The sequence below is a fragment of the Rhodococcus wratislaviensis genome (assembly GCF_041228765.1).
Lineage (GTDB): Bacteria > Actinomycetota > Actinomycetes > Mycobacteriales > Mycobacteriaceae > Rhodococcus_F > Rhodococcus_F wratislaviensis.
The window spans coordinates 869,068-888,304 of record NZ_CP150488.1 but is presented as its reverse complement, the minus strand read 5'-3'; the positions used below and the strand labels follow the sequence as shown (position 1 = coordinate 888,304).

Annotated in this window: 19 protein-coding genes; 8 read left to right on the top strand and 11 right to left on the bottom strand. The window is 66.0% G+C overall.

Annotation, left to right across the window (positions count from 1 at the left end; genetic code table 11):
• Positions 1-26 precede the first annotated feature (26 nt).
• The 3 genes from murJ (at position 27) to WKC72_RS04045 (ending at position 5,359) form a co-directional block, all read left to right on the top strand.
• Positions 27-3,902, top strand: coding sequence for a murein biosynthesis integral membrane protein MurJ (gene murJ / locus WKC72_RS04055; RefSeq protein ID WP_370184254.1), 3,876 nt, complete (start codon positions 27-29; stop codon positions 3,900-3,902).
• 47 nt (positions 3,903-3,949) lie between these two features.
• Positions 3,950-4,531 carry an RNA polymerase sigma factor SigM gene (gene sigM / locus WKC72_RS04050; RefSeq protein ID WP_128640523.1) on the top strand — a complete coding sequence of 194 codons (582 nt, stop codon included), beginning with the start codon at positions 3,950-3,952 and terminating at the stop codon, positions 4,529-4,531.
• 78 nt (positions 4,532-4,609) lie between these two features.
• Complete coding sequence (locus WKC72_RS04045; RefSeq protein ID WP_370181811.1) at positions 4,610-5,359, top strand: hypothetical protein; 750 nt, start codon at positions 4,610-4,612, stop codon at positions 5,357-5,359.
• Positions 5,360-5,362: 3 nt separating this feature from the next.
• Here WKC72_RS04045 and WKC72_RS04040 read toward each other — a convergent pair whose 3' ends face one another.
• Positions 5,363-5,941 (bottom strand): TetR/AcrR family transcriptional regulator, encoded by a 579-nt coding sequence (locus tag WKC72_RS04040; protein WP_037234900.1) that lies wholly within the window; start codon positions 5,939-5,941, stop codon positions 5,363-5,365.
• 89 nt (positions 5,942-6,030) lie between these two features.
• Here WKC72_RS04040 and WKC72_RS04035 point away from each other — a divergent pair, with 89 nt between their 5' ends.
• The 5 genes from WKC72_RS04035 to WKC72_RS04015 all read left to right on the top strand — a co-directional run bounded on the left by WKC72_RS04035 (position 6,031) and on the right by WKC72_RS04015 (position 11,052).
• Positions 6,031-7,002: an NAD-dependent epimerase/dehydratase family protein gene (locus WKC72_RS04035; RefSeq protein ID WP_370181810.1), complete on the top strand. Its 972-nt coding sequence runs from the start codon at positions 6,031-6,033 to the stop codon at positions 7,000-7,002.
• A gap of 36 nt (positions 7,003-7,038) precedes the next feature.
• On the top strand, positions 7,039-8,223 hold the full coding sequence (gene nox / locus WKC72_RS04030; RefSeq protein ID WP_370181809.1) for a 4,4'-dithiodibutanoate disulfide reductase: 1,185 nt from the start codon (positions 7,039-7,041) through the stop codon (positions 8,221-8,223).
• A gap of 111 nt (positions 8,224-8,334) precedes the next feature.
• Complete coding sequence (gene trxB / locus WKC72_RS04025; protein ID WP_007301433.1) at positions 8,335-9,318, top strand: thioredoxin-disulfide reductase; 984 nt, start codon at positions 8,335-8,337, stop codon at positions 9,316-9,318.
• Between the two features lie 45 nt (positions 9,319-9,363).
• Complete coding sequence (trxA, locus tag WKC72_RS04020) at positions 9,364-9,687, top strand: thioredoxin (protein ID WP_005249122.1); 324 nt, start codon at positions 9,364-9,366, stop codon at positions 9,685-9,687.
• 165 nt (positions 9,688-9,852) lie between these two features.
• Positions 9,853-11,052, top strand: a complete 1,200-nt coding sequence (locus tag WKC72_RS04015) for an N-acetylmuramoyl-L-alanine amidase (protein ID WP_009476734.1) — start codon at positions 9,853-9,855, stop codon at positions 11,050-11,052.
• Between the two features lie 18 nt (positions 11,053-11,070).
• Here the strand turns inward: WKC72_RS04015 and WKC72_RS04010 are convergent, their stop codons facing one another.
• The 10 genes from WKC72_RS04010 to rpmH form a co-directional block, all read right to left on the bottom strand.
• A complete protein-coding gene (locus WKC72_RS04010; RefSeq protein WP_005560833.1) occupies positions 11,071-11,769 on the bottom strand; it encodes a hypothetical protein in 699 nt (232 codons plus the stop codon).
• A 157-nt stretch (positions 11,770-11,926) separates the two neighbouring features.
• A complete protein-coding gene (locus WKC72_RS04005) occupies positions 11,927-13,009 on the bottom strand; it encodes a ParB/RepB/Spo0J family partition protein (RefSeq protein ID WP_037234914.1) in 1,083 nt (360 codons plus the stop codon).
• Positions 13,006-14,019, bottom strand: a complete 1,014-nt coding sequence (locus WKC72_RS04000; RefSeq protein ID WP_128640519.1) for a ParA family protein — start codon at positions 14,017-14,019, stop codon at positions 13,006-13,008. The genes WKC72_RS04005 and WKC72_RS04000 overlap by 4 nt, the downstream gene beginning before the upstream one ends.
• A 68-nt stretch (positions 14,020-14,087) precedes the next feature.
• Positions 14,088-14,771: a 16S rRNA (guanine(527)-N(7))-methyltransferase RsmG gene (rsmG, locus tag WKC72_RS03995; RefSeq protein ID WP_005249117.1), complete on the bottom strand. Its 684-nt coding sequence runs from the start codon at positions 14,769-14,771 to the stop codon at positions 14,088-14,090.
• A 698-nt stretch (positions 14,772-15,469) separates the two neighbouring features.
• Positions 15,470-15,871, bottom strand: coding sequence for an SgcJ/EcaC family oxidoreductase (locus WKC72_RS03990; protein ID WP_112300298.1), 402 nt, complete (start codon positions 15,869-15,871; stop codon positions 15,470-15,472).
• Positions 15,872-16,608: 737 nt separating this feature from the next.
• Positions 16,609-17,163: a protein jag gene (locus WKC72_RS03985; protein WP_037234922.1), complete on the bottom strand. Its 555-nt coding sequence runs from the start codon at positions 17,161-17,163 to the stop codon at positions 16,609-16,611.
• 19 nt (positions 17,164-17,182) lie between these two features.
• A complete protein-coding gene (gene yidC / locus WKC72_RS03980) occupies positions 17,183-18,295 on the bottom strand; it encodes a membrane protein insertase YidC (RefSeq protein WP_370184253.1) in 1,113 nt (370 codons plus the stop codon).
• Between the two features lie 4 nt (positions 18,296-18,299).
• On the bottom strand, positions 18,300-18,665 hold the full coding sequence (yidD, locus tag WKC72_RS03975; RefSeq protein ID WP_370181806.1) for a membrane protein insertion efficiency factor YidD: 366 nt from the start codon (positions 18,663-18,665) through the stop codon (positions 18,300-18,302).
• A complete protein-coding gene (gene rnpA / locus WKC72_RS03970; protein WP_128640516.1) occupies positions 18,662-19,039 on the bottom strand; it encodes a ribonuclease P protein component in 378 nt (125 codons plus the stop codon). The genes yidD and rnpA overlap by 4 nt, the downstream gene beginning before the upstream one ends.
• Before the next feature lie 27 nt (positions 19,040-19,066).
• Positions 19,067-19,210, bottom strand: coding sequence for a 50S ribosomal protein L34 (gene rpmH, locus WKC72_RS03965; protein WP_005263481.1), 144 nt, complete (start codon positions 19,208-19,210; stop codon positions 19,067-19,069).
• Between the last annotated feature and the right edge of the window lie 27 nt (positions 19,211-19,237).

Genomic DNA, 19,237 nt, shown 5'->3' with positions numbered 1-19,237 from the left:
AGATCCGGCCGGACGAGGCGCCGACGGTGCAGTTCGCGGCCATCCGCGTCGACCCCCCGCCGCCTCCGGTCCGGGACTCCGGGCCCTCGACGGCGCCGCAGAAGCAGAGCAACTCCCGACTGCTGGCGTCCACCGGTTCGATCGCGGTGGCGACGCTCGTCAGCCGCATCACCGGATTCGCCAAGCAGCTCCTCGTCCTGACGCTGCTGGGTGGGTCGGTGGCCAGCTCGTTCACCGTCGCCAGCCAGATCCCGAACATGATCTCCGAGCTCGTGCTGGGAGCGGTGCTCACCGCGATCGTGGTGCCCGTCCTGGTGCGCGCCGAACGCGAGGACCCGGACCAGGGTGCCGCGTTCGTGCGACGCCTGTTCACCGCCACGTGCGTGCTGCTCGGCACGGCGGCGCTGCTGGCGACCGCCGCGGCACCCGTGCTCACCACGCATGTGTTCCTGTCGGCCGACGGCAAGGTGAACACCTCTCTCACCACAGCTCTGTCCTATCTCCTCCTGCCCGCGATCCTGTTCTACGGACTGTCGGCGCTGCTCACGGCCATTCTCAACACCCGGCAGGTGTTCAAACCCGGTGCCTGGGCGCCGGTGCTGAACAACGTCGTGATGCTCACCGTGCTGGTGATCTACTACGCGACACCGGGGGAGATCACCCTCGACCCGGTGCGGATGAGCGACCCGAAACTGCTGGTCCTCGGTGTGGGCGTCACGCTCGGTGTCGTGGTGCAGGCGATGAGCCTGGTGCCTGCGATCCGGCGCGAGGGCATCTCGCTGAAACCGCTGTGGGGCCTCGACGACCGGCTCAAGCAGTTCGGCGGCATGGCCGTCGCGATCGTCCTGTACGTGCTGATCAGCCAGGCGGGCATGATCGTCGCCACCCGCATCTCCTCACACGCGGACGCGTCGGGTCCCGCGATCTACAACAACGCGTGGCTCCTGCTGCAGCTGCCGTACGGCGTGCTCGGTGTGACGGTGCTGACGGCGATCATGCCGCGACTCAGCCGCAACGCCGCCGCCGACGACACCCCCGCCGTGGTCGACGACCTGTCCGTCGCCACCCGGCTGACGATGATCTCCCTCATCCCGATCATCACGTTCCTCACCTTCGCCGGCCCCGAGATCGGCCAGGCGCTCTACGGGTACGGCAATTTCGGGACCGGTGACGCCGAACGCCTCGGCCAGGCCGTCAGCTGGTCTGCCTTCACGCTCATTCCCTATTCCCTGGTGCTGATCCAGCTCCGTGTGTTCTACGCCCGCGAGCAGGCGTGGACCCCCACGTGGATCGTCCTGGGCATCACCGCGGTGAAGATCGCGCTGTCGGCGCTCACCCCGATGATCGCCTCCAGCGACGACCAGGTGGTCATCCTGCTCGGCGTGGCCAACGGCCTCGGCTACATCACCGGCGCGCTCGTCGGGGGCTGGCTGCTGCACCGCAGTCTCGGCAACCTTCAGATGGCGAACGTCGGCAAGACCGTGTGGGTGGTGGTGCTCGCGTCGATGGCGGGTGCGCTCGTCATGCTCGGCGCCGACCGCCTCCTCGGGCTCGACCGTCTCACCAGTCTGTTCGGCGGTCCGGGCTCGATGGTCCGGGTCATGATCAGCGGCGTCCTCATGCTCGTCGTCACCTTCGTGATCCTCTGGTTCGCGAAGGTCCCCGAAATCGTGTCCATCACCGTCGCCGTCGCCCGCAAGGTTCGCGCCCTGCGCGGTCGCGGCGCCGCACCGGAACCGGAGGCCGACCCGCTCGCAGAGGCCGAAACAGAACTGATTCCCGTGGTCCGCGCCACACCGCACGACTTCGGGGCACAGCCGCGTGGTATCGAACGACCCGGTGGACTCCCGTACCCTGGACACGAGCGGGTCGGATCGCCGCCCGGTACTGGTCGGAGTTGGGCATTCGAGAATGAAGGAGTGAGGGTGAGCGACGACGACGTGGCCGGCAGCAAGAGAGCCGGAGGTTCTACGGTGCAAGCGTCCGAACGCGATTCGGCCGCCGCCCCCAACGGCATCGACGCCCCGACCACCCGGATCTCGTCCGAGTCGGCCTCCACCGACTCCGCGACGCCCGACAAGCAAGCCGGCGCCGACGCACCGCAGAAGAAGGACGCAGGCACGTCCGCGGGCTCCGCAGACACTCCGAAACCGGCGCAGAGCAAGGAGACCGGCGATCGGGCGGATGCGCAGACGAAGGCTGCGCCGAAGACTCCCGCGGACGATGCAGGCGAATCGCGCGGAGACACACGTCACATCGGCGCGGCACCCGCACGGGATCTCAGTTACGACACCGGCGTGATCCCGATCACACCGGCACCCGGACGTGAACCCGGCGCAGGCCCGCGTCGTACTCCCCGTGGCCCCAAGCTCATTCCCGGCGCGTCCGTCGCCGGCGGTCGGTACCGCCTGCTGACACCGCACGGCGGTTCGCGGGGACTGCAGTTCTGGCAGGCACTGGACGTCAAGCTCGACCGCGAGGTGGCGCTGACGTTCGTGGACGCCGAACAGCGCTCCACCTCGGCCGGTCCCGAAGGCCCGCAAGCCATTCTGTCGCGCACCCTGCGACTGGGCCGGATCAACTCGCCCGGACTCGCCCGCGTGCTCGACGTGGTCCGCGGCAGCTCCGGCGGCATCGTCGTCGCCGAGTGGACCCCGGGCCGCTCGCTGCGGGAGATGGCCGACACCAAGCCGTCTCCGATCGGCGCCGCCAGTGCGATCCGCGCGCTCGCCGCGGCCGCCGAGACCGCGCACCGGGCCGGTGGGGCACTGTCCATCGACCACCCCGACCGCGTCCGTATCAGCATCAACGGCGATGCCGTGCTGGCGTTCCCGGCCACGCTCGCCGACTCCGACTCGAGTTCCGACGTGCGTGGACTGGGCGCCATGCTCTACGCCCTCATCACCGCGCGCTGGCCGCTGGGCGACCCGTCCGCTCCCGCGGGTGACCCGTCGGGTTCGCGTCCGGGCAGCGTCGGCGGTATGCGACTGGCCGACCGCGACTCGAGCGGGCAGCCCATCGGACCGCGGGTGATCCGCCCGGAGGTCCCGTTCGAGATCTCCGCGGTGGCCCTGCGCTCGCTCGAGCCGAACGGTGGCATCCGCACGGCGGCCACCGTGCAGCACATTCTCGATCAGGCGTCCGTCGTCAACGACAAGACCGAATTCATCCCCGCGCTGCGGCTCGGGCAGCGGGGCCCCGGCACGCCCGGCCACGCTCTCGCAGACCCGGAAGCACTGGAGGCGGAGAAGAAGAAGTCCAACCGGATGATCGCGGCGCTCGTGGGCCTCGCGGTCGTCACGATCATCGTGCTGGCGCTCCTGGGCTTCTGGCTCGCGACGTTCCTCACGGGCAGCAGTTCCGACGCGCCGCTCACCGAACAGGACTTCGGACTCACCACTTCGGCCGAGGCTCCGCCCAACCCCGAGTCGCCCGCACCCGCGCCCGCCCCGGCGGCGAACGTCGCACCGGTCGCGCCCGCGGGGGCAACGGTGTTCTCGCCGCAGGGCACACCCGACTCCGCCGCGAACGCCCGGCTGGCCGTCGACGGCAACACGTCCACCGTGTGGAGCACCGACTCGTACTTCCAGCCCTTCCCCGCGCTGAAGAACGGTGTGGGCCTGATGGTCACGCTGGACGAGCCGGCGACCCTGTCGAGCGTGTGGATCAACTCGCCGACACCGGGCACCAACGTCGAGATCCGCAGCGCGCCGTCGGAGAACCCGACCCTCGACCAGACTCAGGTGCTCGGCTCGAAGGTCCTCGGGAACGGTGTCACCGAGATCCCGGTGAAGTCGGAGGGACCCACCAAGAACGTCCTGGTGTGGATCACCGGCCTGAGCAATTCCGGTGGCAAGAACCAATCGTCCATCGCCGACATCGGTTTCAACTCCGCGACGTAGTCGGCACCCAGTGCTCGCGGACCGGCGAACTGAGCTAACATCCGCCGGTGCGAATCTTCCGGGGGGATTCCGAGGGTGAGCCCTCGGACGTCGACCTTTTGGCTGCGCACGTCGCCGGAGATCGGCACGCCTTCGAGACGCTGCTCGGACGGCACTACGACCATCTGTGGCACGTCGCCAAACGCACCAGCTACACCACCGAGGATGCGGCGGACGCCCTGCAGGAGGCGCTGCTGTCGGCGCACCGCAACGCGGGCTCGTTCCGCCGGGACGCCGCGGTCCGGAGCTGGCTGCACACGATCGTGGTCAACGCCTGCCTCGACCGCATCCGCCGGAACAAGGCCCGTCCGGCGGTGTCCCTGTCCGCCGACGAGGACGACGAACCGCGCGACGCGCGCGATTACGTCTCCGAGGTGGAGCTCAGCCTGGTGGTCGAGCGCGCACTGGCGCAACTCCCGCCGGATCAGCGGACCGCGATCGTCGCCGTCGACCTGGAGGGTCGTTCGACCAGCGAGGCGGCCACCCTGCTGGGGGTTCCGGAAGGCACCGTGAAGAGCCGCTGCGCCCGCGGCCGGAAGAAGCTGGCCGCCTCTCTCGAATATTTTCGGATGGAGGGGAACCGATCATGACTCCGGGGCGTCAAAACGTAGTAGGAGCGGGGAAGTGTCCCGACGTCCCGGACCACGATGAATCGGTGAGGAGGTGCCATGGCCGACCGTGAATCCCACCCGTCCGATGCCGCGCTGCCTGCACCGCCGTACTCCGAGGACCTGTTGGCCAATCTGCACGCCGGAGTGCTCCCGGAGTCGGTCAGCGACCGCCTGTGGCCGCTCGTCCGGAACGACCCGCAGGCCATGGCCGTCATCGACGCACTCGACCGGGTCACCGATCAGCTCGGTGCGCTCGGACGCGATCATTCCGTCTCGACCCCGATTCCCGCCGACGTCGCCGACCGCATCAACCGCGCTCTCGCCGCGGAACGGGACACACCTGCCGAGGACACCGTCGTACCGCTCGCCCGGCGACGGAAGTGGGCTGCCGCGGCCGCGGGAACGTTCGCGGCGGCGGCCGCGGTCGTGGTGGCCGTCGCGGTCGTCACGCCGGACAGTCGGGAACCCGAGACACCGGCCGTTGCCCTGCCCAGTTCCGAAACGTCGCCGACACCAGCCGTTCTCGATCTGGGCAGCGATCTCGACTCCGGACGTCTCCTCACCGTGATCGGTTCGAGGCAGCTCGGACCGCTCGCGGATCCCGCACAATTGGCGGAATGCCTGCGCGCCAACGGTATCGAGGAGTCCCGCCCGCTTCTCGGTTCCGGTGAGGTTCGCCTCGACGGAGTTCCGGGGGTGCTGCTGCTGGTGGCCGCGCCGCGTCCGCCGCAGATCACGGCCCTGGTGGTGGGCAGCGAGTGCGGCCCGGGCGGCCCGGCGACGATCGCTGTCACCGATATCGGTTGATTCTCAGGATCTTTCCTGCTCCGAACGGGCGACCGGCATGAGCAGCTCGAGGATCTTCGCACGCAGTTCCGGAGTGTCGTCCTCGACGGCGATCAAGCTCGTGAACAGTGCGGCGCCGGCTGCGAGCACCAGCACGGCCGTCGCGGTGCTCGACCCACCACCGTCCTCGGATTCCTCGCTCCCGAACAGCTGAGTGCTCGGCCCGCTGAATCCCCGCCAGAGCGCGGTGCGGAGATCGTCGTGGTCCCGGATTGCGGCCAGCAGACCCGGCGTGGCTGCTCGCACCTCCGGTCGTGAGAACAATTCGGCGCTGCCGGTCACCACCCAGCGGATCCAGCCTTCGCGATCGGTGCCCTCGAACGGTGTCAGGTCGGGTGTCGCACCGAGGATGGCGTCGAGAACCAGGTGGGCCTTCGAGGGCCACCGTCTGGTGATGGACGCCCTGCTCACCCCGGAGCGCGTCGCAATGGCGCGCATGCTCAGTTGTTCCCAGCCCGACTCCACGAGCATGGCCCGGGTGACCGCGAGGACGTCGGTGTCGATCCGCGGGTCGCGGGGGCGGCCGGTTCCAGTTGCATTCATTGGTTCGAATTGTGGGACAGAAGTGCCTTCCGCGCTATATCGTACCTATTACGAGTCCAGTGGCATCGTAATTCGAACAGGGCGGGCACATGAAGATCGCGGTCACCGGCGGCACCGGATACGTCGGCGCCCACACCACGCTGGCGCTCCTCGCTGCCGGCCACACGGTTCGACTGCTGGTGCTACCCGCCGAATCCTCCGATCACCTGCTCACCGCAGCCGGGGACGACGCCGCGGGGATCGAGCGGGTGGTCGGCGACATCCGTGACACCGCGGCAGTCGCACGCCTCCTCGACGGATGCGACGCCCTGCTTCACGCTGCCGGGGTAGTGGGCACCGACGACCGTCGCGAGCAGCTGATGTGGGAGATCAACACGCAGGCCACCGCCGCGATTCTCACCCGGGCGGCCTTCCTCGGACTCGACCCGATCATCCACGTCGCGAGTTTCAGTGCCCTGTTTCCGTCGCGCGACGCCGTCATCGGACCGGACAGTCCGACGGCGTCGGGCCGCAGCGCGTACGGCCGGACCAAAGCCGCCGCCGATCGCATCGCCCGCGCGCTCCAGGACGCGGGCGCCCCCGTGGTAATCACCTACCCGACGAGCGTCGTCGGTCCCGGGCTCGGATCCACGCAGGGCGTCACCGAACAGGGCTGGGGCGCGATCGTCAGCGGCAGGGTGGCGCCCCGGTTCGACGGCGGAATGCAGATGATCGACGTGCGCGACGTCGCGGCGGTCCACGCTGCGGCGATGCATCCAGGTCGCGGTCCCCGGCGCTACGTCTGCGGCGGCGAACTCGTCGAGTTCAACAAGCTCATCGACGTACTCGAACACTCCTCGGGCCGTCGACTCCGGCGTATCACACTGTCGGGCAGTACCTTTCGCACGATCGGCCGAATCGCCGACGTGATCGGCAAGTTCACACCCCTCAGCGCGGGGCTCAGTTACGAGGCCGCCTGGCTGCTCACCTCGGCGACGCCGACCGACGACTCGCGAACCCGCGACGAACTCGGGCTCACCTGGCGGCCTGCCCGCGCGGCGCTTGCCGCGACCTTCGCCTGAAAACCCTCACACCACCACCCTCGAAGGCAGACCACCATGACCGTTCCACCGCACCCCGGTATCTGGGAGCCCGCCCGCCTGGGTCCCCTGACGCTGCGCAACCGCATCGTGAAGGCAGCCACGTTCGAGGGCGTCATGCCGCGCGGCCGGGTCACCGACCGACTCGTCGACTTCCACGCCGAGGTCGCTCGCGGCGGCGCCGCACTGACGACCGTCGCGTACTGCGCCGTCTCACCCGGCGGACGCGTCCACGCGAACACCCTCGTGCTCGACCGCGCCCGCATCCCCGACCTGCGCCGGCTCACCGACGCCGTTCACGCCGAAGGGGGATTGGTCGCGGCGCAGATCGGTCATGCCGGTCTGGTCGCGAACACCCTGTCCAACCGCACCAAGACCCTCGCGCCGTCCACGCGCCTCAGCCCGCCCGCCATGGGTCTGGTGAAGGGTGCCACCCGGGAAGAACTCGACCAGGTCACCCGCGACTTCGAGGACTCGGCGCGCAACGCCGTCGACGCCGGATTCGACGCGATCGAGGTCCACCTCGGCCACAACTACCTCCTCAGCTCGTTCATGAGCCCCAACCTCAACAAGCGGACCGACGAGTACGGGGGCAGCCTGGAGCGGCGGGCGGCCTTCCCCCGGCGAGTGGTCGAGAGAGTGCGCCACGCCGTCGGCGACTCCATGGCCGTCACGGCCAAATTCAACATGACGGACGGTGTTCCGAAAGGGCTGTGGCTCGACGACAGTCTCCGCATCGCGCAGCTCCTCGAAGCCGACGGGCACCTCGACGCACTGCAACTCACCGGCGGCAGCTCGTTGCTCAACGGGATGTATTTCTTCCGCGGCGAGGTCCCGATGGCGGAATTCGTTGCCTCACAGCCCAAGTTGGTGGGCTGGGGCCTGAAGGTGTACGGACCGCGCATCTTTCCCACCTACCCGTTCGAGGAAGCGTTCTTCCTCCCGATGGCCCGGCAGTTCCGTGAGGCCCTGTCGATGCCCCTCATCCTGCTCGGCGGCGTCAACAGGCTCGACACCATCGAGAACGCGCTCGGCGAAGGGTTCGAGTTCGTCGCGATGGCGCGCGCCCTGCTCCGCGACCCGGACCTCGTCAACAAATTCCGCGACCTGCACGTGCCCGAGGGTCTGTGCATCCACTGCAACAAATGCATGCCCACCATCTACACGGGCACGCGCTGCGTCATCCGGGAGACTCTGCGCTGATCAGGGCGCCTGCGAGGGGAGCGACCGGTATCACCTGCAGTCGGGGAACAACACCCTTTAGTCTTGTGTTGATCCATACGACTGAGCACCCCTCACTACTGGAAGGCCCGCATGACCACTCCATCGACGGTTCATGAACTCATCATCGTTGGTTCGGGACCTGCCGGATACACCGCAGCCGTCTACGCGGCGCGCGCGGAACTCGAACCGCTGCAGTTCGAGGGGACCCAGTTCGGTGGCGCCCTCATGACCACCACCGAGGTCGAGAACTTCCCCGGATTCCGTGAGGGAATCATGGGACCCGACCTGATGGACCAGATGCGCGAGCAGGCCAAGCGCTTCGGCACCGATATCCGCACCGAGGACGTCGAGGAACTCGACCTCACCGGCCCGATCAAGAAGGTCGTCGTGAACGGCGAGACCTACCAGGCGCACGCAGTCGTGCTGGCAATGGGCGCCGCAGCCCGTTACCTGGGAATTCCGGGGGAGGAGAAGTTGCTCGGCCGCGGCGTCAGCGCCTGCGCCACCTGCGACGGATTCTTCTTCAAGGATCAGGACATCGTCGTGGTCGGCGGCGGCGACTCCGCCATGGAGGAGGCCACCTTCCTCACCCGCTTCGCCCGCAGCGTCACCGTGGTGCACCGCCGCGAGGAGTTCCGCGCGTCCCGCATCATGCTCGAGCGCGCCAAGGCGAACGCGAAGATCCGGTTCGTGACCAACGCCGCGCCCGTCGAGGTCCTGGGCGAGAACAGCGTCACCGGACTCGTGATCCGCGACACCGTCACCGGTGAGACCTCCACGCTGGACGTCACCGGCATGTTCGTCGCCATCGGTCACGACCCGCGTAGCGAACTCGTCAAGGGACAGGTCGACCTCGACGACGCCGGATACGTCATCGTCAAGACGCCGACCACCGCCACCTCCGTGGACGGAGTCTTCGCCGCAGGCGACCTGGTCGATCACATCTACCAGCAGGCGATCACCGCGGCCGGCACCGGATGTTCCGCGGCGATGGATGCCGAGCGCTGGCTGGCAGAGCGCGGCGACATCACCGCCAACACCGTCGCCGCCGCCGGCTCACCGGTCGACGCCTAGCACTCCACAAATACCCACCGACCACCTCGAGTAAGGGAAATCCCCGTGTCGAATACCGTCACCATCACCGATGATTCGTTCCAGCAGGACGTCATTTCCAGCGACAAGCCTGTCCTCGTCGACTTCTGGGCCACCTGGTGCGGCCCGTGCAAGATGATCGCCCCCGTCCTGGAGGAGATCGCCGGTGAGCACAGCGACAAGCTGACCATCGCGAAGCTCGACATCGACGCCAACCCGGGCGCTGCCCGCGACTTCCAGGTCATGTCGATCCCCACGCTGATCCTGTTCAAGGACGGCAAGCCGATCAACACGATCGTCGGCACCAAGGGCAAGGCTGCGCTGCTGAAAGAGCTCGCCGACGTTCTCTGATCGACACCCGAACACCCCGCGCGATTCCCGATTTTGTGGGAATCTCTGAGACAATCGATCGATGTGCTCCAGTCGCATCAGCTAGACCGACCGGAACACATCGATCGTTTTGTTTGTACCGAGACTCGTAAGTACTCGTTGATTCGGACTGAGAGGCCCTGAAACATGCACCGACTCCGTCACGGCGACCATGGTCCGGCCGTCGCTGAGATTCGGGGCACTCTGGCCGGTCTCGGTTTCCTGCACAACGGCGTCGCCGACACCCGGCGCGAGGGCACCAACGGTTCGCACTGGATCGCTCCCGACGCCGTGTTCGATCACCACCTGGACAGCGCCGTACGGGCCTTCCAGCAGCAGCGTGGGCTTCTCGTCGACGGAATCGTGGGTCCTGCCACGTACCGGTCCATGAAAGAGGCGTCGTACCGCCTGGGCGCGCGCACGCTGATCTACCAGCTGTCCGCACCGCTCTACGGCGACGACGTCGCCACCCTGCAGACCCGCCTGCAGGATCTCGGGTTCTACGTCGGTCGCGTCGACGGGTTCTTCGGCCCGCAGACCCACGATTCGCTGTCCTCGTTCCAGCGGGAGATCGGGATCGCCGCCGACGGCATCTGCGGTCCGGCAACCCTGCGGTCGCTCGAGTTGCTCGGCACCCGCGTCACCGGTGGGTCACCGCATGCGATGAGCGAAGAAGAAATGGTTCGTAGCTCCGGACCCCAGCTGAGCGGCAAGCGGATCGTCATCGATCCGGGCCTCGGCGGCGACACCTACGGCACCATCGTGCGGTCCGCGTACGGCACGATCTCCGAGTCCGACATCCTGTGGGACCTCGCCAGCCGCCTCGAGGGCCGCATGGCCGCGACGGGCATGGAGACGTTCCTGTCCCGCCCGCACCACGCCAATCCCACGGACATCGAACGCGCCTCCACGTCGAACGCCTTCGATGCCGACCTGATGATCTCGTTGCGCTGCGATGGAAACACCAGCCCGTCCGCCAACGGTGTCGCGAGCTTCCACTTCGGCAACTCGCACGGTTCGACGTCGATGATCGGTCAGGTTCTCACCGGATTCATTCAGCGGGAAATCGTGGCGCGCACGCCGCTGCAGGACTGCCGGACCCACGGCCGCACCTGGGACCTGCTGCGCCTGACGAACATGCCGACCGTGCAGATCGACCTCGGTTACCTCACCAACGACCTCGACGCCGCGGTGCTCTCCAACCCGCGGGCGCGCGACGCCATCGCCGAAGCGATCCTCATCTCCGTCAAGCGTCTGTACCTGCTCGGTCAGGACGATCAGCCGACCGGAACGTTCACGTTCGCCGAGTTGCTCGCCGAAGAGCTGTCTTCCTCCGAACGTTCCTGACTTCTCGTTCCCGAACGCTCAGTGCGCACCGACAGGTGTGCGCTCCCCGATGTCGACCATGCTCACCGTCGCGGTGTGGATCAGACGCTCCAAGGCAGCCTCGACGTCTTCCTTCCACCCGTGATCCCGGTTCAGCTCGAGCCGTAGGCGCGGGAACCGATGATGGGGCGCGACGATCTCGAAGCCGTTGTCCTCGAGGAAATCGGCCGGGATCATGCACTCCTCCGGGGAGCACTCGCGCGCCGCTGTGGCTGACGCCATCCCATGGGTGTCGATGGGCCCGGTTCCGTCGGTGTTGCGGATACCGAACGCCTCGAGCGCGCGAACACCGCGGCGCACCAGATCGGCCACCACGGCTTGGATCAACGTGGTTCCCAGATTCTGTTCTTCCCCGGCAGGCTCGAGCCGAAGGCTGGTGAGCAGGACGGCGTCGGCACCGACCGGAGCGGTCGGGAGAAGCTGCGCGCGCGGCACGGTCCGTGGGGGAGCGTAGAGGGCGCTGCCGACCGGCTTCCCGTCCATGACGGCAACCTGGCCGCACGAACCCCATTCGAGCATGACCATGGAGAGCCAGGCTTCCTTCTCGAACTCCTGGTCGCAGAATCCGCGCGAACTGTGGATGGCCGCGGGATCCATTTCCCAGAAGACACAGCGACGAGCGTGGGCGGAGAGCTTGTCCAAGCCGTCGAGAGTGAGCGATGTGACGTGAGTCGACACTGGCTAGCTCAGCCTCCATATGTCACTACCGCAGATCATTCGACATCCTCTGGTATTCAACGTTATTCGCCCCCGATAGTTCTGCTGGAGTCGGTCCGTCAGCGGCCACTGTCACAGTGACGGATCACCCGCGGGTACTTCTACCTCTCTCAGGCGCTCATGAATCGGCCTTCTGTGCCTCCATCATCCCAACGATCCTCTGAAGATCGTCCACCGAACCGAACTCGACCACAATCTTGCCCTTGCGCTTGCCGAGGCTGACCGTGACCCTCGTGTCGAACGAATCCGACAGCCGCTCCGCGACGTCCTGCAGGCCCGGCATCTGGATCGGCTTGCGACGCTGGGCGGGCTGCGCCGCCTGGTCGTCGCTGCGGTTGGCGAGCGTCACCGCCTCCTCCGTCGCGCGAACGGACATGCCCTCCGCGACGATGCGTGCCGCCATCACCTCTTGCGCGTCGGCTCCGGCCTCGAGCGACAGCAGGGCGCGAGCGTGACCGGCGGACAGCACACCCGCCGCGACGCGTCGTTGCACGGGAATCGGCAACTTCAGCAGTCGGATCATGTTCGTCACGACGGGACGCGAGCGGCCGATCTTCGCCGCCAGTTCCTCGTGGGTCACCTCGAACTCTTCGAGCAACTGCTGATACGCCGCCGCCTCTTCGAGAGGGTTCAGCTGGACGCGGTGGATGTTCTCCAGGAGCGCGTCGCGGAGCATGGCGTCATCGCCGGTCTCGCGGACGATCGCCGGGATCGTCTCCAGCTCGGCTTCCTGGCTGGCACGCCACCGACGCTCGCCCATGACGAGCTGGAACTTGCCGTCGTCGAGCGGCCGCACCACGATCGGCTGCATCAGCCCGAACTCGCGGATCGAGTGGACGAGCTCGGCGAGAGCGTCGTCGTCGAACACCTGACGCGGCTGCTTGGGGTTCCGCTCGATCAGGTCGGGAGCGATCTCCCGGTACACCGCTCCGGTGGGGGAGGGGAGGGGTTGAGCACCGTTCCCGGATGCGCCGTCGGCGCCGTTGCTCCCTCCGTTGTTTCCCGTGGACGCGGGAGCGGTCTTCTTCTCGGTCGCAGAGTCCGAAGAGTCGGGTGCGGGAGCGGTCAGTACGTTGCGCCGGTCCGCACCGATCACAACGTCGGCGGCGGCGTTGCCCAGCCCCGGTCCCGTCGTGGTCGGTCCCGTAGGAATGAGCGCAGCCAGTCCACGGCCAAGTCCACCCTTACGCGTCTGACTCATCGCTGCTCCTGCTTCGTGAGGTGTGCGGTGCGTGCTGCGAGTTCACGTCCCGCGTCGAGGTAACTCATGGCTCCCCGCGAACCGGGGTCGTAGTCGAGCACGGTCATCCCGTACCCGGGAGCTTCGGACACCTTGACGCTGCGGGGAATGACAGCGCGGAGCACGGCGTCACCGAAGTGGGTGCGAACCTCTTCGGCCACCTGGTCGGCCAACTTGGTGCGACCGTCGTACATCGTGAGAAGGACCGTCGACACGTGGAGGTCCGGGTTGAGGTGCGCCTGCACCAGTTCGATATTCCGCAGCAGCTGTCCCACACCCTCGAGGGCGTAGTACTCGCACTGGATCGGAATCAGCACTTCCTTGGCCGCGACCATCGCGTTCACCGTGAGCAGTCCGAGTGAGGGCGGGCAGTCGATCAGGATGAAGTCGGCATCGACCTCGCCGAGAGCCTTCTCCGAGAGCGCGCCCTTCAGCCGCCCCTCGCGGGCGACCATGGAGACCAATTCGATCTCGGCGCCGGCGAGGTCGATCGTGGCCGGAATGCAGAACAGCCGGTCGTTGTGCGGGCTCTTCTGGATTGCTTCCGCAGCGGTCACCTCACCGAGGAGAAGCTCATAGCTGGATGGCACACCGGAGTGGTGGGCGACGCCCAACGCGGTGCTGGCATTGCCCTGCGGGTCGAGGTCGATCACCAGAACGGTGAGCCCCTGTACCGCGAGGGCGGATGCAAGGTTGACCGCGCTCGTCGTCTTGCCGACGCCACCCTTCTGATTGGCGATCGTGAGGATTCGCCGTTCGGGTGGCTTCGGCAGGCTCACCGAGTGGGGGTGCAGCACCTGACTTGCGCGGTGCGCGGCCGCACCGATCGGAGTCTCCTCGACGGAGATTCCGTTGTAGGGGGCCGTGAATCCGTCGTCTCCGTTCCCGGAGCTCGTCGCCTGGTCGGATTGATGGTCGGTTTCACGTGAAGCTGTTTCACGTGAAACGGCGGATTCAGGCCCACCCGACATTGACTACTCCTTCGATTGGGAATCGCTCGTTACTCGACATACTCACTCCCTGGTCACCGTGCACATCGTCATCGACGCTGACGGCGTTTCGGTACACGTTCTGCCCGAACGACAACGGTGGGGACAGGAAGCAGGCCCACTCCGCATTCCACGATATCCAGCTTGCCAGCACCCAACCGAGTCAGGGAAGCGCGATCACGGGAAATCTCTTCGGCGGCGCTCGAACCTTTCAATGCGAGCATTCTCCCATGCTCGTGGATCAGCGGCAGCGACCACTTGGCTAATTTCTCCAGCGGTGCCACCGCGCGGGAAGTGACGACGTCGGCACCTCCCGCTTCCTTCACCACACCCGACTCCTCGGCGCGGCCCCGCACCACGAGCACGTCCAGACCGTTCGACTCGACGAACTCGGCGAGGTACACCGAGCGTCGCAGCAGCGGCTCCACCAACGTGATCCGGAGATCGGGACGGGCGATAGCGAGAGGGATACCGGGCAACCCGGCACCGCTTCCGACGTCGACGACCGACTCGCCCTCGGCGATCAACTCACCGACGACGGCACAGTTGAGGAGGTGACGTTCCCAGAGTCGCGGAACCTCTCGCGGTCCGATCAACCCCCGCTCGACACCGTCGGTCGCCAACGACTTGTAGTAGCGCTCCGCGATATCGAATCGTTCACCGAACACCTGGCGTGCCGCCGCTTGTTCGTCCCATTCGGCCGGCTCTCCACCATTCGGTTCCACGTGAAACATCCTCCCGCGAATAACGCGAAATCAACAAACACAGTTTCTTTATTATCCGCCCTCGCTCGCGACTATGTCCCTTAACTCGAACGCGCAACGCCGGAACAGTGTCGAGCCGCACCCCCTTCCGGTGGGGGAGGGGAGGGGTTGGGTCGTTCGCCGTCGCTGATGATCGACAGCGGGGAGATCCCTCCGCGGATGTTTCACGTGGAACAGGCGAACTCGTGCAGGAGCAGAACTCGAGAGTGCCGATAGACCCGGCCGGTTAAATCCTTGGCCCCGGCATGCCCGCATTGATCACGGCGCGCGCGGGGCCCACTCGGTGCGGTCGGCGCGAGTGTGGCACGCGAGACTTGTCCGAACTTCATCGCGTTTGTCGCGGGCAGTTTCACGTGGAACAACCGTCGTGGTTTCACGTGGAACAGACCGAGGTCGCTGCAACCGCGTCCGCGCATCAGCGGCAGTCTTCCCGAGCGCGCGGGCGCAAGCCTCCAGCGAATGACATCGCGTCGAACCTCCCTAAGGGGAAGCAGCCGTCCACGCCTGCCCGACGCTACCTTCTCGGCAGCTCCACTCGACTCAACCCTGATTTCTCAATCATCACAGTGACGAAACTCCCGGGTGTGGTTGGGTGGGTGAAACTACAACCTAAATTGCTTCGAAAACGCTCGAGAACGACGGTCCGGGAACTCCGAATCCGCCATGCGTCAGACAGTAGTGTCCGGGAAAGAGTGGTGCTCGTGAGCGACGAGCCACCGACCATCTTCCTTCCGCAACCCCACTGTGAGGCGGAGTCGATTCTCTGGATTGTCGGCGAGTTCCGCTTCCATTCCACAGCGGAGGAGGGCATGGGCAAACGCAACGTCTTCGCCGGCCGTCACATCCAACGACACCATCTCGAATCGGGCACCCATCGATTGCCATTCGAAGAACGGCGGCCATGTCTCGCGATACGCATCGATTCCGCGAGCACCCTCGAATGGCGGTGGCACGTCGAACATCACGATGTCATCGGAGTGGTTCGCCAGAACCCCTGCCATGTCGCCATCGTGCACGGCCTGCGCCCAGCGTTCGATCAGGTTCCGTATCGTCTGTTCGTCTTCGCTCATCGTTCACTCCATCCAGTCGACGGCACCGGTTCGGTCCCCTCGATGATGTGGACTTCGAGCGGGATCCAAACTCATCGCGTCGACGCAGCCTCGCGTGAATCGTATGTCTCAGGACATCGCGAACACTCACAGATCGTTCGGTGACTGTCGCCGGATCGGCGGCGCCGAGGGCGTAGGTGGATCCAGCACTCGCCTTCACGACTTCAGCAGTGGGCCGCGCCAAGAGTACGGGAGGATCAACTCATCGCTTCACCCACAATGCACCGACGGATTCACGTGTAAGCGGCCACTGAAAACTGAGATCTCCGCTTCCGAAGTATGGGTCCGGGACGACGAGGGCGCGATCGGACGATAGCGCCACCGCCAGGCCGAGACCCACCACTGCCACGGCAGCGTCGGGGCGAATGTCCTGAACTGCAAGCCCGCCGACCCCGAGCCAAATGGATCGTCGACGCGCACCCCGGGGAAACCAGGAGACACGCATGCGCCTGCCGACCGGATCGATGCCGAGGTGCAGATCCAGTCCTCGCGCGACTACGAATCCGGACCGGGATCGACAAACTACGGCGGCGTCGTGATCGGCCGACACTCGATCTCTCGGTGGGGGAGGGGAGGGGTTGGTGTTTCACGTGAAACGAAACGAAGTCAAAGTGACGAATCACGGCATACGGATAGACAAAAAGACGGGGCTCCCGGAGGTGAATCCGGGAGCCCCGCCTAGGTGATGCTTGTGTGGATCAGTCCTTGATGACGACCACGCGACGTGAAGGCTCGGCGCCTTCGCTCTCGCTCGAAACGCCATCGACCTTGGCGACTGCGTCGTGAACGATCTTGCGCTCGAACGGTGTCATCGGAGCGAGCTCCTCGCGTTCGCCGCTCTCGAGTACGCGGCGCGCAGCCGAGGAACCCAGCTCGGTCAGCTCGGCACGACGGCCGGCACGCCATCCGGCGATGTCGAGCATCAGGCGACTACGTTCACCCGTCGCCTGCTGCACGGCGAGGCGAGTCAGTTCCTGAAGTGCATCCAGAACCTCACCCTTGCGCCCGACCAACTTGGTGAGATCGTCTCCACCGTCGATGCTGACAACAGCACGGTCGCCCTCGACGTCCAGGTCGATATCGCCGTCGAAGTCGAGTACGTCGAGCAGCTGCTCCAGGTAGTCGCCGGCGATTTCCCCTTCCTCGATCAGGTAGTCGTCAGAATCGGAATCCACCTCGGTGTCCGGGTTCTGCGTCGGTGCAGTCACGTCTGTCTCATCTCCGTCCACTGCGATGTCAGGCTCACTAGCCATGCTCGTTCTCTTTTCTGAATCAGCGCCGCTTGCGCTTGGGGGACTTTCCGCGGTTGGACTGGGGGCGGGCACCGGGCTTCGGCTTCGACGTACCTGCGGCCGAACCGTCACCACTCACCTGATCGGAGGCGCTGTCTTCGACGACGCCCTCGACGATCTCCGGCTCGTCCGCCGAGGAAGAACCGTCCGTTGCGGGCGCGGACTTCTTCTTTTTCTTGGTGAGATCGGGACGTGCACCGGGCTTCGGAGCGTTGTCCGCCCGGCGTGCGATGGCAGCCTGCTTCTTCTCTTCCTCTTCTTGGTCGATGCGACGGAAGACGATGTGCTGCTGCCCGTAGGTCCAGATGTTGTTACTCACCCAGTACAGAAGGATCGCGATGGGGAGGAACGGACCACCGACGAGCACACCGAGCGGGAAGACCCAGAGCGCGAGCTTGTTCATGATCGCGGACTGCGGGTTGGCGGCGGCCTCGGGGCTCTGCCGCGCAACGGACGCACGCGAGTTGAAGTGGGTCGCGATGCTGGCGATGATCATCAGAGGAACCGCGACGACCGCGATATTCAGCACGGTGGGAATCGGACCGTACGCAGCGAACGCGTCGAGCTGCGCCTTCGGCATCGTGATCCAGGCCGAGATGGGTGCACCGAACAGTCGGGCACTCAGGAAGGACTGAACGTCCTCCACGCTGAAGAAGTAGTTCGGCGTGTTCGCGTTGGCCTCGACCGACATGCCGAGCTGACCGATACCCGTGCCGGTGCGGTTGAACGAGCGAAGCACGTGGAACAGGCCGATGAAGACCGGCGCCTGCGCGAGAACAGGGAGACAGCCCATGATGGGGTTGAACCCGTGCTCCTTCTGGAGCTTCTGCATCTCGACGGCCTGACGCTGGCGGTCGCCGGAATACTTCTTCTGCAGCGCCTTGATCTGCGGCTGAAGTTCCTGCATCTGACGCGTCGTACGAACCTGCTTGACGAACGGCTTGTACAGCACGGCACGCAGCGTGAACACGAGGAACACGACGGAGAGCGCCCACGTGATACCGCTGTCCGGACCCAGGAAGGGAATGGCACCGAAAACCTTGTGCCAGACCCACAGGATCCCGGACACCGGATAGTAAATGAAGTCGAGCACGGCTCTATGTACTCCTCTGTTCGTCCACGTTCGCCGGACAGCAACGTCGGCCACCCGCATGACGGTCGTGACGGGCAGGGACCGGGTCCCACCCACCAGGGTGCCAGGGGGCACACTTCGCCAACCGAACCACCGTCAAAAAAAGGCCTTTGATCACCCCGTGGGTACGCAGGGACTCCACCGCGTACTCGCTACAGGTCGGCATGAACCGGCAGGTCGGCATCCTCAGGGGCGACACATACGTCCGGTAGAGCTCGATAAAGAAGATGAGAGTGCGCGCCGGTAACGCACGGACCGACTTCCACGCGAAAGAGGCCGAGGAGGTGGCCTCGGCCGTGTCGGCGCGCGACTCGTGGAGTGCGCTTTTCATGCGGAGTTACTCACGGGCGCAAGAAGGTCCAATCGAAGGAGACCTGCACGAAGTTGCTTCTCCAGGTCCCGGCTACTTGCAGTCGCAGCTCCCGGAAGAGCACGAATCACCACATCGGTTCCCGGTGGAACCACGTCCACGAGGTCGATGCAGATATGACGAAGCCGGCGTGCGACTCGATGTCGAATCACCGCCGGCCCGACAGCCTTACTCACAACCAGTCCGAATCGCGGACCGCCGCTACTCACCAGCTCATCTGCCTGTGCACGGTCGAATGCGTGCACAACCAGGTCGCGTCTTCCCATCCGACGACCACGTCGCACAGTCAGCGAAAAATCTGAATGACGACGCAATCGGTGCGGCTCAGGCAACACCCCGAGCTCCCGAACCCAGTGTCGGGATCAGGCGGTGAGGGATTCGCGGCCCTTACGGCGACGCGCCGAAACGATTGCACGACCCGCACGGGTCCGCATACGAAGACGGAAGCCGTGAACGCGCGCGCGGCGTCGGTTGTTCGGCTGGAACGTCCGCTTGCCCTTGGCCACGGTCAACACTCCTCGAAGTTCATCGAC